Here is a 14,708-nt window from a genome sequence, read left to right on the forward strand (position 1 = left end):
TGCTCTTTCCGTGCGTGAACTTTCGGTGCTGGAGATGCTGATGGGTCGTGTCGGGCGGGTTGTCACCAAGCGCCAGATCGTCAATTCGCTGTCGGCCTGGGACGCCGATTTCAGCGAGAACGCGGTCGAGGTCTACGTGTACCGGCTACGCAAGCGCCTGGAAGGTACTGGTGCGTCGATCCAGACCGTCCGCGGTTTCGGTTATCTGCTTGATGTCGACGAAGTCTCATAACCAGCACTCTCAACGCGACGGCTCTGCTTCGCCGGATACGTTAAGCGCGCGGCTGCTGCGGCTGATGCCACGCGGCTCACTGGCCCGTCATCTTATTTTTCGTCTGCTTCCTCCGGTTCTGGTGCTGGTCGCTGTTGACCTGGCGGTGACCTGGCTGGTGACAACCAAGATTCATCTGGAATCCTGGCTGCTGCGCGACATTTTCTGGCTGATGCTTCTCAGCCAGATCCTGCTTGTGTTTTTGGTAGCCTGGGTATTGGTGTCGGGAGTGCGTTCCAGTCTGCGGTCCATCAACCGGCTTGCCGACGACATCAAAGAGCGGGACCTGGACGACCTTCAGCCTCTGGACGCTACGGGTCTGTCCAGTGAAATTGTTCCGGTTGTTGCGCGCATCAACGATCTGCTTCAACGCCTGGATCAGTCCGTCAAGGCCCAAAAGCGCTTTATCGGGCATGCGGCACACCAGTTGCGTACGCCTTTGAGCGGCTTGAAGCTGGAGTGTGAACTGATGTTGGCCAACGAGCTTCCCCAAGACGTGCGCTTGCGTGCAGAGCGGATCAAGTCAGTCACTGATCGCATGATACGGCTGGGCGAACAGTTGCTGGTCCTTGCCAGGGCCGACGCCTCGACTCGTCCACAAGATTCGTTCCAGCGCCTGGATCTGGCGGACTGGGTGCGCAATACAGGTGCAGAATGGGTGCCCCAGGCCCGTCGCCAGCATGTCCGACTGCAGCTGCGCGCGCCTGAAGAGGCGGTATGGATAGATGCGGACCCACTGCTGCTGACAGAACTATTGGGTAATCTGATTGATAACGCCCTGCGGTACGGCGGACATGTCCAGAACATCCGCCTGCAGGTCAACGCAACACCTCCCGCCCTCGTGGTCGAGGATGATGGCCGGGGTATCGATCCGGCACACCAGGAGCGGGTCTTTGATGCGTTCTATCGTTCACCTGATTCCGATGCACCAGGATCGGGCCTGGGGCTGGCTATCGTGCGCGAGATAGCCCAGGCACACGGTGCCTGGTGGAGTCTGACCAGTACTCCTCAAATTGATGGAACGCGCGTCAGCATTGTTTTTCCGGGCCCGCGAATGGGTACTCATCTGAATCGACAATAATCCAATATCCTCTGGGCAAGACCAAGCATGAAATGGAGCCAATCGAGAGTTCTCGCTGCGCGGGGTGCGCCGTGCAGCGCTTCAGGACTTAGTTCATGAGCACGCTACCAGCCGAGCGCAAGGTGGCCGAACTACACCCGGCCTCAGGCCTGACCATAGGCGCACTGGGTGTCGTGTACGGAGATATCGGAACCAGTCCCTTGTATACGGTGCGGGCCGCGCTGTCTCATATGCCGGAGGCCCTGCCCGAACACATTCTGGGCCTGCTCTCACTTCTGTTCTGGATGCTGATGCTGGTGGTGTCACTGAAGTACGTGACACTCATGCTTAGGGCGGATAATCGGGGGGAGGGCGGAACATTGGCCCTTATGGAGCTTGCCGCTCGAGGATTGAGCGGCCGCCGCCGTTGGGTAGTGGTAATTCTTGGGCTGACGGGCGCCTGCCTTTTCTACGGTGATAGCGTCATCACACCGGCAATTTCCGTGCTGTCGGCCGTCGAGGGCATTGGCGTGGTGTCGCATACGCTGGACCCATGGATTGTTCCCATAGCGATTATCCTGATCATCGCCTTGTTCACTGTTCAATCCAAGGGTACAGGCACCATGGGTCGCCTGTTCGGCCCGATCATGTTGTTGTGGTTCATGGTTCTGGGTGCGCTGGGCGCTTGGCGCATTGCGCAGTCGCCCGAAATTCTGTGGGCGCTCAACCCGATGTGGGCCATATCTTTTGCCTGGACTGCCCCCTGGACGACCTTTATTTTGCTGGGTGCGCTGGTGCTGGCCCTTACCGGCGCGGAAACCCTTTATGCGGACATGGGCCATTTCGGGCGCAGCGCCATACGTCGGGCCTGGTTCGGCGTTGTGCTGCCATCGCTGTTGTTGTGCTACTTTGGGCAGGGTGCCCTGTTGCTGGCTCATCCGGCAGCTGCCCGCAATCCCTTTTTTCATCTGGCTCCTGAATGGGGTCTGTGGCCCCTGGTCGTTCTGGCCACCATGGCAACCGTAATCGCGTCTCAGGCGGTGATTACGGGAAGCTTCTCGGTGACGCGACAGGCGATCCAATTAGGATTCTGGCCGCGCATGACTATTCTTCATACCTCAGCCGAAGAAGAAGGGCAAATCTATCTGCCCAGAGTCAATATCGCCATGTGTATTGTGGTGCTGGCACTGGTTGTGGGTGCCGGTACTTCACAGGCTCTTGCGGGAGCCTATGGTTTCGCTGTCACCGGCACCATGCTCATGACGTCGTTGCTGGCATTCAGGGTGTTGCCTGACCGCTCCGCTGGCACAAGAAAAATGCTGTTGCTGGCCTTGCTTGTGGTGCTGTTGAGTTTTGACGTGCTGCTGTTCTCGTCCAATGTGCTCAAGACTTTCGCCGGAGGGTGGATTCCATTGCTTCTGGCCACGTGCCTGTTTACCTTGATGATTACCTGGAAGCTGGGTCGCCAGCATTTGCACGACTCCCTGGCGGGCGGTCAACCGTCGCTGCATGAATTCATCGAGAGCCTGGAGGAACATCCTCCGGTAACAGTTGCGGGTACTGCAGTGTTCATGAGCGTGCTGGTCGATACCGTCCCACCGGCGTTCATGCACAATTTGAAACACAACAAGGTGCTGCACGAACAAGTCGTGTTCCTCACGGTTACCAGCTCGGATGAGCCCTTCGTCTCTTTTGACGAGCGATATCGCATCGACCGGCTTGGGCGCAGTACCTGGCAGGTGGTGGCAAAGTGGGGGTTCAAGCAGGAGCCCAATGTTCCGCAACTGCTTGAGCAAATTGCGCAAGAGCATCCCGAGCTCAATCTGGATCCGATGCAGACCTCGTACTATTTGTCGCGTCAGACCATTATTGTCGTGCGCCGCTTGCCGTTTTACCTTCGCTGGCGGCGAACGCTTTTTGCCTTCATGACACGCAATGCCGCCCGTAGCACGCGGTTTTTCAAGATTCCGCCCAATCGGGTAGTGGAAATGGGCATGCAGATCGAGCTCTAAAAAAATACCGCCCTCGACAGAGGGCGGCGATACCTGAATTCAGCTGCAAGGCTGCAAGGCTTACTGCACGGTTCCAGCCCTGGGAAGATTGCTGACAGCAGGGTCAACCGTTGTGGGCGTGATGATATTGGTCTGGGTCTCGGTCGAACCCGGGATAGTAATGGTAGTGGTGCGAAGGATGCCGCCTCCGGCCACGCTACCCTGAATGGTCGTGGTGGCAGATTCGGTCATTTGTGCCATGCAGTCTTCGCGTGCACCGGCAGGCAGGGCCTGGCAGCGGGCCGTGGCGTTGGCTTGTGCCGACTGCTCGCGGTCAGAAATCAGGCGTTGACGCCGGGCCTCTTGCAAAGCAGCCCCGGCCTCGCGTTTGCAGGTCTCGATGTCCTGGTTAGTCTGACCGGCGTTGCAGCGTTCGATGTCCTGGCGATACTTGGCTTCGAAATCGCTTATGGCTCCGGAACCATTTGCAGCAAGAGCGCCCATGGAAACCAGGCTGGCGCCAAGTGCGCAAATGGCCAGAATGTGCCGACCCGGTGTTGCTGAACGATGTTTCATTGTGAACTCCTTCTTAGACTAACTCAGCCACTATGACTGAAAACGGGTTGCTGGCAGTCAGTATATAAGAATGCTTTCGTGTCTCTGTAACTAAATGTTTGGCACGAAAACGGTGCTTGCTTGGCGCAAGCAGCAAGCGTCGTGCCGTCAAAAAATAGTCAAGAATCTGGGCGCGGCCAGCTGCCAGACAAAAGGGCGGTTAGTCTACGATCAAAATGTTATGTTATAACATTGCATTAATGAAAAAACTCCAATCGACTTTAGGAACACCATGCGGCCCGTTCTCCAGCCCTTTGCCATCGCTCTTCTCAGTACATGCCTTCCAGTTTCATATGCACAAGAAGGTGAGTCAATCGAGTCAGTGGTAACCAGTTTGAGGCCGATTGTTGTGTCACCTGATTCTTCGGCTTGGGAAGACGACCGCCTGACACCTCCCGCAACTGTCCTGACAGGTGAAAAGATGATTCTGAAGCGGCGGGGAACACTTGGTGACATGCTCGAGGGTGAACCCGGTGTCCATTCTGATTCCTTTGGGGGAGGGGCAAGTCGGCCAGTGATCCGGGGTCAAACTGCACCCCGCGTCAAAGTATTGAGCGATGGTTCTGAAATTCTGGATGCGTCCATGGTTTCTCCCGATCACGTGATCACCGCAGACACCGGTCTTGCCCGGGAAATCGAAATCCTGCGTGGTCCTTCCGCCTTGCTTTATGGTGGCGGCGCCATCGCGGGCGTGGTCAATGTACTCGACAGCAAGATTCCCACTGAGATACCGGTCGGAGGCGTTGAGGGCTCAATCGAGATGTCGGCCGAGACGGCTGCGCGCGAACGTTCCGGCGCAATAGGGATTTCGGCAGGCGAAGGCGCGGTCGCCCTGCGTGTCGAGGGCGCTCGGCGAAGAGCCGATGACTACCGGGTACCTCATTGGACGGAAAGGCGGGTCCCCAACTCCAATGCAGAAAGTACCAGTGGAAGTGTCGGAGTGTCCTGGGTGGGCAGTCGTGGCTTTCTCGGAGCGGCGTATACCTACCGCCAGGATGTTTACGGCTTGCCAGGTCACAGTCATGAATATGAAGATTGCCATCCTCATGGCCCCGCCCTGCATTGCGGAGCGCACGATCATGATCTTCACGATCACGACGATGATGAGCACGGCCATGCCGACCATACCCCCACGGCCCATGTGCGTAGTGACCGGGTCGATGTCCGCGGCGAGCTATACGACCCTTTTCCGGGCTTCACGAGCTTGAAATTCCGGGGTGGCCATACCAATTATCGGCACGAAGAAAGGGAAGATGGAGTACCAGGTACGACTTTCACCAACAGGGGCTTCGACGGGCGTCTGGAACTTGCCCACGAGCCAATTGGAGATTGGAATGGCATCGTTGGAATGCAGGCAGCGCAATTTGACTTTGCGTCGTCCGGAGGCTCAGAGAGTTTTGTTCCGAGGTCGCGAACGCAGACAGGGGGTGTTTTTCTGCTTGAAAACTATGTGTTGAACGACTGGCGATTCGAGTTCGGTGCGCGACACGACTGGCAGCGGGTCACGCCCGACTCCCGCGAGCTTCCATCGTACAGCGGTCGGACGCTGTCCTTCTCGGCGGGCGCTGTCTGGAACTTCACGCCAGGGTATTCTGCGTCGGCTTCAATTACCCGCTCCCATCGCATGCCCGACGCACAGGAGCTCTACGCGAGAGGCTTGCACCTGGCAACGCTGACCTACGAAGTGGGCAACCCCAATCTGGATAAAGAAAGCGCGACCACTTTCGACTTCGGTATCAAACGGACAGAAGGGGACCTGCAGTTTGCCGTGAACCTGTACCTTAGCCGCATAAACAACTACATCTACGGCAATACCCTGGACCAGCACGACGGTTTTCGCTTGATTGAATATACACAACAAGACTCCCTGTTCAACGGACTTGAAGCAGAGGTTTCGTATCGCCTTACCGGGTCAACAGTTGCAACGGTTTTCGGAGATTATGTGCGTGGCAGGCTGAAGGGTGGCGCGGGGAATCTGCCGCGCATTCCCGCCGCGCGGCTGGGTGCCAGGGTTCAGTACGATCGCGATAGCTGGGCAGGTTTTGTTGAATTTGTCCAGGTATTGCGTCAGAAACGTGTAGCCAGTTTCGAAGAAGACTCGGCAGGCTACGGCTTGCTTGGTGCCGGGGTGTCGTATCGCGGGAAGCTGGCAGACACGGATTATGTGTTCTACCTGAACGGAACAAACCTGTTGAACCGGCTGGGTTATAACCACGTTTCGTTCATTTCCCGCGAGGCGCCGGTTCGTGGACGCAGCGTGATGGCCGGTGTCAGGGTTGAGTTCTGATCAGTCTTCAGAAACCGGCCGTCGCGCATCACGACGAAGTGCAGCCTGCATCAGCAAAATTGCGGTAACTGGCGAAACAATTACCAGGAACATGACGATCAGCAGTTCGTGAAGCACCGGTCGCTCTGCCAGGGTCGACGCCACCAATACGCTGGTAAGCACTACGCAGCACACGCCCATCGTGTTGCCCAGGGTCACCGCGTGCATGCGCGAGTAGAAACGGCGAAAACGCAGCAAGCCTGCCGAGCCGATCAGCGTGATGGTGCCGCTTAGCAGCAAAAGCAGAGTGCCGGGAATGGTTACCCAAAGGGGCAGGTCGTTCATGGTTCGATTACCTCTCCGCGCAGCAAGAACTTGGCCATGGCCGTAGAACTGATAAAGCCGAAAATACTGATGATGACGGCGATATCGAAGTAGAGCCCTACCTGGTACTGCACACCCAGCACCAAAATAATCAGCATGCCGTTGATATACATGGTATCGAGCGCAAGTACCCGGTCTTGAGGCGTGGGTCCCCGCAATAACTGGAAAGTGGCAAACCCGAGGGCGATGGCGAAGCAACACAGGGCGTAGGTGCCTGCCCAATACAAAATGGTTGTCATTCGAAAATCTCCATCAACAGGCTCTCATAGCGATTCTGCACGGTGTCGATCCATTGGCTTTCGTCCTTGAGGTCAAGCACGTGCAGCGTCATGGTATTGGTTTCTTCCGAGAAACCCGACCAGACGGTACCTGGTGTGTAGGTGATGATGCAGGCGAGCGCGGCTCGCGCATGCGGGTCGCGCATGGTCAGCGGAATCTTCATGAACCCAGGCGTGTGAGAATCGGGACCCAGGATAATCAGTCGCGCTACCGCAAAGTTGGAAACGGTGATGTCGCAGGCAACGCGCCACATCAACTTCAGGATCAACAGCGGATGTTTGGGGCGCGACCGTACAGGGCGCAGCGCCATGGCTGCCCAAGCCAGCAGCAAGGCAAGAATGGTCCCCATAACAAGGTGACCGGGCGACACCGAATTGTTCAGCAGCAACCAGATGATCAGCAGAACGGCGGGCAGAAGCAGCCAGTAAAGTACGTTCTTCATGGCGTCCCTCCTAGTTGCCGAATGGTCTGTGACGTCATGACTGCATCGATATAGGCAGTCGGGCGATCGAGCAGCAAGGCAGTATCTTCAAGAAAGTCCATCACCGGGCCGGCCCAGATGGCAAGCGCAATGCACGAGAGCAGAAGGATGCCCACAGAGCCCGCCTCGCTGACGCGCAGCCTGGGCACCACGATGTCCGAACTCCAGAAAAGCCGGATGCCGGCGCGAGTCAGTGCAATGATGCCCGCAAACCCCGACAGCAGTACGGTAGCAACCAGCGTCCACGCGGCTGCCGAAGGGGTGTCGGTAATGGAGGTTTGCAGTGCTGCCGACAACATCGAGAACTTGGCGACGAACCCCGGTAACGGGGGCAGGCCTGCCACCAATAGTGCGCAGCAAAAGAATGCCATGCCCAGGAAAGCCAACGCGGCTGGAATGGCCACACCCACCACGTCATCAGAGCGGTCAGGAGACTCCGGGTCGTCAAGATCGAATGCTTCCATACTGACCGCCAGAACGTCGGCTCCGAAGGTTCTGGTGCGCTCGATCATTTCGATAAGCAGATAGAACGCACCCATTGCCAGCACTGATGTCAGAAGATAGAACAGGGCTGGCGCAGTCAGCGTGACGCCGGGCATGCCAAGCGCTGCCAGCAAAGTTCCCGACGACATGATGACGCAATACCCGATCATTCTTTCTGTCTGTTGCGTGGCCAGCATGCCGATTGATCCAAACACCAGTGTTGCTACGCCTACCGGAAACATCCATTCCCCGCCGAAGGCAGCTGGAGCGCCGGTAGGCAGCAACAGCGAGCCCAGCCGCAACAACGCGTAGATGCCGACCTTGGTCATGATGGAGAAGACTGCAGCCACGGGTGCGCAGGCATTTCCATAGGCATTGGGAAGCCAGAAGTTCAGGGGCCAGGCCGCTGCCTTGATGAGGAATGCGACGCCCAATATCGCCGCGGCTGTTTCGAACAGGCGGCGGTCGCCACCGGATAGATCTCCCGCACGTATGGCCAGATCGGCCATGTTCAGGGTGCCGGTGACTCCGTAAATTAACGCTATGCCGATCAGGAGCAGGAACGAAGCGACCAGATTGGTGGCGATGTAATGCAGCCCGGCAGTCACGCGCAGTTCACCGGAGCCATGCAACATGAGACCGTACGAGGCGCAGAGCATGACTTCGAAGAACACAAACAGGTTGAAGAGATCGCCCGTGACAAATGCGCCGTTCAAGCCCATCAGTAGTAACTGGAACAACGGCAGGAAATGCACCCCGGCTTTTTCCCACCGTGCGGTGGAGTAGGTAAGGGCTGCCAATGCCAGAATTGATGTCAGAAGAAGCATGACTGCCGACAGCCTGTCGGCGACCAGCACAATGCCAAACGGAGCGGGCCAGTCGCCGACCAGGTATACGGCAATGTTCTGTGGCCACAGGTCGGGCATTTGCCCCTTTGTCAGTTGCAATATCTGATAGGCGACAAAGATCTGTAGCAGCACCGACGCGAATGACAGGGTGAGCCGTGTCTTGCGACGCGATTCCTTCAGCAGCACCAACAGGGCACCTGCCATCAGCGGGACCGCGATGGGCAGTATGGGCAGATGTTGCAGCCAACCGTTCACAGGTCGGCCTCCCGCCCATCGACGTGGTCATTGCCGGCAAAGCCACGCGACGCCAGAAGTACCACCAAAAACAGCGCTGTGGTGGCGAAGCCGATTACGATGGCGGTGAGTACAAGGGCCTGAGGTACAGGGTCGGTGTACAGGGAAGGATCGATGTCCCCCGCCTTGTCGATTACAGGGGCCGCGCTGACGCGCAGGCGCCCCATCGAAAAAATGAACAGGTTGACCGCGTAGGCCAATAATGAGAGGCCGATAATGACCTGGAACGTGCGGGGCCGAAGAATCAGCCAGACACCCGATCCCGTCAACACGCCAATGCCTAGAGCCAGAATGATCTCCACTAACTTGCTCCGGAGTTTGAGTATGTTGCAGCAGGAATTGCCTCAGCCGGCGGCGTTTTCCGGCGAAAGCGCAGCGACTGGTGAGCCAGTGCCACCAGGATAAGTACCGTCGCGCCAACAACCAGCATATATACGCCCAGATCGAAGAAGAGCACGCTCGACAGATGCAGGGTACCGACGACCGGCACGGGAATATCCCACACCAGGGCAGACAGGAAGGGACGCGCAACGACCCAGGCGGATACGGCGGCAGTGCCCGCAAGGATCAACCCGAGGGCAATCCACTTTTGCGGCCGGATGCTTTGCCGCGATTCGACCCACACCACGCCACCCACGATGTATTGCAGAATGATGGCCATTGCCATGATCAGGCCACCGACAAATCCGCCGCCCGGAAGGTTGTGGCCACGCAGCAGGAAAAAGAGCGACACCATCACCGCGATCGGAAGCAACAGTCGGGCCAGGACGGCCGGCGCCTGCATATTGCCGCGAGGCAGATCCGCTTCTGGATCGGGCTCTGGCTCTTGCTGGTTCAGCGAAGGATTGTTGGCACCTTGTTGACGACGCAATGGTCCGTCCTTGACGCTTTCTGGTGGTGGCCGGAAGCGACGCAGCAGCGCATAAACCGTAAGCGCCACAATGCCCAACACGGTTATTTCGCCCAGAGTATCAAAACCCCTGAAGTCGACCAGGATCACATTGACTACATTGGATCCATGACCTTCGGGCAGGGCGTTACGCAAGAAGAACTCGGCAATTCCTTCACCCGCGGGGCGAGTGAGTACCGCGTATGCAAGGACAGACATGCCCGCGCCGGCCAGAATGGCTACGACCAGGTCGCGGGACCGTCGGGTGATGGTTCGGGCATTCAGTGGGGCGCTGGCGTCAGTGGCCTCGATTCGGGGCGGCAGCCAACGCAGGCCCAGGAGAATCAGTACGACCGTGACGACTTCAACAGCCAGTTGAGTAAGAGCCAGGTCGGGTGCCGAAAACCAGGCAAAGGTCAGTGCCGTAGCCAGCCCGGCACCTCCGGACAGGGCCAGCGTGGCAAGACGGTGGAATTTGGCCTGACGTGCGGCACCGATTGCACAGGCGGCTCCGGCCAGCCACAAGGTCAGGAAGAAGAAATTGACAGGTGTGCCCAAGCTGAAGGTAAACCAGCCCCCACGTGTTAAGGGAAGCAGTGCCACCACGAAGGTGGCTACCGTGACGATCAGCAATTGGCGTTGTAAACCGGAGGAGTACAGGCGATTGAGCAAAGACGCTGACAGGGCGTCAACGCCTTCCATGAACAGTTCGAAGCTGCGGCGTCCATCAAATCGGTAGATGAAAGGAGCGACTCCGGGACGAACGTGATTCTGGTGACGCAGCAGGTGCAGCAACAGAATGCCACCGGCCAATGCCGTCAAGCTCATGACCAGGGGCAGATTGAAGCCGTGCCAGATCTTCAGGTCGTAGTGAGGGGTGGCATCGCCCAAAATTGAAAAGGCGGCCGACTCCAGCAAGGGGCCAAGCGTGAACTTGGGCAATATGCCCACAACCAGACAGGTCAGGACCAGAAGGCCGCTTGGAACCAGCATCCAGAAGGGCGGCTCGTGTGGAGCGCGAGGAAGGTCGGTTGCAGGCGGTCCAAAAAATACCTGCAATACAAAACGAAGCGAATACGTGACGCTGAAAGTACTTGCCGCAACCGCCATTAGCGGAAGTCCCGATTCAATGATGGGCCCGTGGCCGGTCAGAACCGTTTCGGCAAAGAACATTTCCTTGGACAAAAAACCGTTCAGCAAAGGCACCCCCGCCATTGAGGCCGCCGACACCACGGCCAACGTGGCAGTGATCGGCATCGCCTTTCGCAGCCCCGATAGGCGCCCCATGTCGCGGGTACCTGTTTCGTGATCGACAATACCTGCCGCCATGAACAGCGATGCCTTGAAGGTGGCATGGTTCATCATGTGGAAGATGGCGGCTACGAGCCCGAGAGTGCTGTTCAGGCCCAGCAGGAGCGTGATGAGCCCCAGATGGCTGATGGTGGAGTATGCCAGCACCCCCTTCATGTCTTGCTGGAAAATCGCTGCGTAGGCGCCCAGCACCAGAGTGCACAGTCCGGCGCCGCCAATGATGTAAAACCATTCGTCGGTGCCGGCCAGTACGGGCCAGAACCGGGCAAGCAAAAATACGCCGGCCTTGACCATGGTGGCCGAGTGCAGGTACGCAGAGACCGGCGTTGGCGCTGCCATGGCGTTGGGCAGCCAGAAATGGAATGGGAACTGCGCGCTCTTGGTCAGCGTTCCCAGGGCGATCAGGACCAGAATGGTGGTGTACCAGGGGTGCTCGCGCACCAGGTCGCCCGACGCCAGCACAATATCGAGATCGTAGCTTCCTACGACATGGCCCAGCATCAGCACTCCGGCCAGCAGGCACAGCCCGCCTCCTCCGGTTATGGTCAGTGACATGCGCGCCCCGCGCCTGGCATCCAGACGATGGTTCCAGTATGCGATAAGCATGAAGGAGGTCAGGCTGGTGAGTTCCCAGAAGATGACCAGCTGGACCAGGTTGCCCGACAAAACCACGCCGAGCATCGAGCCCATGAAAAGCAGAAAAAACGAGAAGAAGCGTGGAACCGGGTCTTGTGGAGACAGGTAGTAGCGCGCGTACAGGACAATAAGCGCGCCCATCAGGGCGATCAGCATGCTGAACAGCCATGCGTATCCGTCCATGCGCAGATTGAAGTCTATGGACAGTGCGCCGGGTATCCAGGCGGTGGAGTACTGGATGACTTCGCCTTGAGCAACTACCGGGTACTGCAATGCCGTTAAAACTGCACAACTCAGGGCAATGATCCCTGAAAGCCAAGCCTCAATATTGCGCGCGTTTGATGGCAGCGCGACGGCGATCAGGCTGCCAATGAACGGCAATATGAGGATCAGAATCAACGACATTCGGTATGCGGCGGATAAGAAGAGACGTGACGAAGAAAGACCGCTCTAATGATACGATATTTTTCCAGGCCCTTATCCACGGCCGTTTTCATCGATGTGCCGAGTTTCGTTTCGGGGTGCGCCAGGAATGGTCTTGAGCCGGAAGATCAGATACAGGCTGACACCAACTCCGATGATGCCAATTGGCCACCATAGGGCCGGCAACAGGTACATCGTATAAAGTAAGGACCCCCACATCAGGCTTATGGCAAGAATCTTGACGCGCAGCGTAACGCCCTTATGGCGCTGGTAGTCGAGCAGGTATCGGCCAAAGACAGGGTTGTGTGTCATCCAGTGGTACATCCGGTCCGAGCCCCGCATGAAGCATGCTGCCGCCAGCAGCAGGAAGGGCGTCGTCGGCAAGAGTGGAAGAACCATGCCAACGACGCCCAGCGCCAATGCGATGAACCCGACGGTGTTGAAGAATATTTTCATGCCCGAAAACCGTTGTTATGTCGATCATACCGCCAACGCTCGGGCATGAACTGTCAGGCAGCCTGCTCCAGAAAGACATCCAGCCGACGTGGTGCCAGCAAGAGCCGGTCGCCCGGACGGGGTGCCAGCTTGCGATAGACGTCGGCGGGCACCAGGGCGTGCAATAAATGGTCGTCGTCTTCGCGCTGGAACTCCAGTTGTGCAAGTGGACCGATTGCCGTCACGTGCAGAAGGCGGGCCACAATCCCTTCGGCGCCAGGGCGATAGGGCAGCACATCGATTTCGTGCGGGCGCACGTACCCAACGCCGGGCAGATCGTTTACATCACTGAATTGCGGCGCCTCAAGCGTGGCCCCGCCCGCATGCAGCACGCCCTGATTGACGCGGCCGGTGAACAGGTTTACATCTCCCAGGAAACCGTAAACAAACGGCGTGGCGGGATTCTCATAGACTTCGGTCGGAGAACCCGTCTGTTCGACCCGTCCCTTGTTGATGACCACGACCTGGTCCGCGACTTCGAGGGCCTCTTCCTGATCGTGAGTGACAAAAATACTGGTGACATGAAGTTCGTCATGCAGGCGCCGCAGCCATCGCCGCAGATCTTTACGCACTTTTGCGTCCAGCGCTCCAAAGGGCTCATCCAGCAAGAGCACCCGTGGTTCGACAGCCAGGGCGCGTGCCAGCGCTATGCGCTGACGCTGTCCGCCCGACAGGTTTGATGGTGATTGATCGGCCAACCAGTCAAGCTGGACCAACTTCAGCAAATGATGCACGCGATCACGGATTTCTGTCGCCGAGGGGCGCTGATTGCGCGGTTTGATTCGCAGGCCGAATGCAATATTGTCGAAAACCGACATATGGCGGAACAGGGCGTAGTGCTGGAACACAAAACCGACCTGGCGTTGTCGAACGTGCTGATGTGACGCGTCATTTCCATCGAGCAGGACCTGGCCGCTGTCGGCCTGGGCCAAGCCGGCGATAATGCGCAGCAAGGTAGTTTTGCCGCAGCCAGATGGACCCAGCAGCGCCGTGAGGGCACCCTGCGGGAAGTTAAGCGACACATCATCAAGTGCCACAAATTCGCCAAAGCGTTTATTGATATTTCGAACTTCGATGCTCATGAAAGAGCCTCCTGTAATTGGCGTGCAGTGCACTTGTCGCGCCATTCGATGTAGGACTTGAGCGCCAGCGTCGCCAGAGCGAGCAAGGCAAGCAGGGAGGCGACGGCGAACGCGGCCGAAAAGTTATATTCGTTGTATAGAATCTCGACGTGCAACGGCATGGTGTTGGTTTCGCCCCGGATATGGCCCGATACCACCGATACCGCACCAAATTCGCCCATGGCACGTGCATTACACAGAATCACGCCGTACAGAAGTCCCCATTTGATGTTGGGCAAGGTGACGTGCCAGAAGGTTTGCCAGCCTGAGGCACCCAGCACAATTGCCGCTTCTTCTTCGTCTGAACCTTGGGACTCCATCAATGGAATCAGTTCGCGTGCGATGAACGGAAAAGTGACAAACACCGTGGCCAGCACAATGCCTGGTACGGCAAACAGTATGCGAATGTCGTGTTCGAGCAGCCAGGTACCAAACCAGCCCTGTGCCCCAAAAAGCAGAACGAAGATCAGGCCGGAAATTACCGGTGATACAGAAAAGGGCAGGTCGATCAGGGTGATCAGAACGCTCTTGCCCCGAAACTCGAATTTGGCGATGAGCCAGGCAGCGCACACGCCGAACACCAGGTTTAGTGGAACGGCGATGGCGGCAGTAAGTAAGGTGAGCCTGATTGCCGACAGGGCATCGGGTTCGGTAACGGCTGCCGCGTACGCCGACCAGCCTTTGCGCAAGGCTTCGACAAACACCGCAGCCAGCGGCATAAGAAGAAACAGGGCCAGGAAGAAAAGGGCGGATGCGATGAGTGCACGGCGAACCCACGCGGGCTCGTCCAGTACTGAAGGGGCGGGTGTGCTTGGCGAAGTAATGGCGGCGAGGCTTGGGAGGGTGTGTGTGCTGCTCATG

At 57.8% G+C, this 14,708-nt stretch carries 14 protein-coding genes; 4 read left to right on the forward strand and 10 right to left on the reverse strand.

Features of this window, described 5'->3' with window-relative positions:
- The 3 genes from Q1J88_RS06025 to Q1J88_RS06035 all read left to right on the forward strand — a co-directional run.
- The coding region (locus tag Q1J88_RS06025; RefSeq protein WP_301116675.1) for a helix-turn-helix domain-containing protein at nt 1-232 on the forward strand (232 nt) is incomplete at its 5' end.
- 64 nt (nt 233-296) lie between these two features.
- A complete protein-coding gene (locus Q1J88_RS06030) occupies nt 297-1,352 on the forward strand; it encodes a HAMP domain-containing sensor histidine kinase (RefSeq protein WP_301116718.1) in 1,056 nt (351 codons plus the stop codon).
- A 95-nt stretch (nt 1,353-1,447) separates the two neighbouring features.
- The gene (locus Q1J88_RS06035) at nt 1,448-3,343 is read left to right on the forward strand and encodes a potassium transporter Kup (protein WP_301116676.1); all 1,896 of its coding nucleotides are present in this window, start codon (nt 1,448-1,450) and stop codon (nt 3,341-3,343) included.
- 60 nt (nt 3,344-3,403) lie between these two features.
- Here the strand turns inward: Q1J88_RS06035 and Q1J88_RS06040 are convergent, their stop codons facing one another.
- Entirely contained in the window at nt 3,404-3,898 is a 495-nt protein-coding gene (locus Q1J88_RS06040; protein ID WP_301116677.1) for a hypothetical protein, read from the reverse strand.
- Between the two features lie 388 nt (nt 3,899-4,286).
- Between Q1J88_RS06040 and Q1J88_RS06045 the strand changes: the two genes are divergently transcribed.
- The gene (locus tag Q1J88_RS06045) at nt 4,287-6,224 is read left to right on the forward strand and encodes a TonB-dependent receptor (protein ID WP_301116678.1); all 1,938 of its coding nucleotides are present in this window, start codon (nt 4,287-4,289) and stop codon (nt 6,222-6,224) included.
- Here Q1J88_RS06045 and mnhG read toward each other — a convergent pair whose 3' ends face one another.
- The 9 genes from mnhG to cysW all read right to left on the reverse strand — a co-directional run bounded on the left by mnhG (nt 6,225) and on the right by cysW (nt 14,707).
- A complete protein-coding gene (mnhG, locus tag Q1J88_RS06050) occupies nt 6,225-6,548 on the reverse strand; it encodes a monovalent cation/H(+) antiporter subunit G (RefSeq protein WP_301116679.1) in 324 nt (107 codons plus the stop codon).
- A complete protein-coding gene (locus Q1J88_RS06055) occupies nt 6,545-6,826 on the reverse strand; it encodes a K+/H+ antiporter subunit F (protein WP_301116680.1) in 282 nt (93 codons plus the stop codon). The genes mnhG and Q1J88_RS06055 overlap by 4 nt, the downstream gene beginning before the upstream one ends.
- Nucleotides 6,823-7,308, reverse strand: a complete 486-nt coding sequence (locus tag Q1J88_RS06060; protein ID WP_301116681.1) for a Na+/H+ antiporter subunit E — start codon at nt 7,306-7,308, stop codon at nt 6,823-6,825. Before Q1J88_RS06060 ends, Q1J88_RS06055 begins: the two co-directional genes overlap by 4 nt.
- Nucleotides 7,305-8,933 (reverse strand): monovalent cation/H+ antiporter subunit D, encoded by a 1,629-nt coding sequence (locus Q1J88_RS06065; RefSeq protein WP_301116682.1) that lies wholly within the window; start codon nt 8,931-8,933, stop codon nt 7,305-7,307. Before Q1J88_RS06065 ends, Q1J88_RS06060 begins: the two co-directional genes overlap by 4 nt.
- Nucleotides 8,930-9,274 (reverse strand): Na+/H+ antiporter subunit C, encoded by a 345-nt coding sequence (locus Q1J88_RS06070; RefSeq protein WP_301116683.1) that lies wholly within the window; start codon nt 9,272-9,274, stop codon nt 8,930-8,932. Before Q1J88_RS06070 ends, Q1J88_RS06065 begins: the two co-directional genes overlap by 4 nt.
- Nucleotides 9,274-12,213 (reverse strand): monovalent cation/H+ antiporter subunit A, encoded by a 2,940-nt coding sequence (locus Q1J88_RS06075; RefSeq protein ID WP_301116684.1) that lies wholly within the window; start codon nt 12,211-12,213, stop codon nt 9,274-9,276. Before Q1J88_RS06075 ends, Q1J88_RS06070 begins: the two co-directional genes overlap by 1 nt.
- Nucleotides 12,214-12,285: 72 nt before the next feature.
- On the reverse strand, nt 12,286-12,687 hold the full coding sequence (locus Q1J88_RS06080) for a YbaN family protein (protein ID WP_301116685.1): 402 nt from the start codon (nt 12,685-12,687) through the stop codon (nt 12,286-12,288).
- Between the two features lie 53 nt (nt 12,688-12,740).
- Nucleotides 12,741-13,808, reverse strand: a complete 1,068-nt coding sequence (locus Q1J88_RS06085) for a sulfate ABC transporter ATP-binding protein (protein ID WP_301116686.1) — start codon at nt 13,806-13,808, stop codon at nt 12,741-12,743.
- Nucleotides 13,805-14,707 carry a sulfate ABC transporter permease subunit CysW gene (gene cysW, locus Q1J88_RS06090; protein ID WP_301116687.1) on the reverse strand — a complete coding sequence of 301 codons (903 nt, stop codon included), beginning with the start codon at nt 14,705-14,707 and terminating at the stop codon, nt 13,805-13,807. The genes Q1J88_RS06085 and cysW overlap by 4 nt, the downstream gene beginning before the upstream one ends.
- Nucleotide 14,708: the final 1 nt, after the last annotated feature.

The organism is Pusillimonas sp. (genome assembly GCF_029263785.1).
Lineage (GTDB): Bacteria > Pseudomonadota > Gammaproteobacteria > Burkholderiales > Burkholderiaceae_B > Pusillimonas.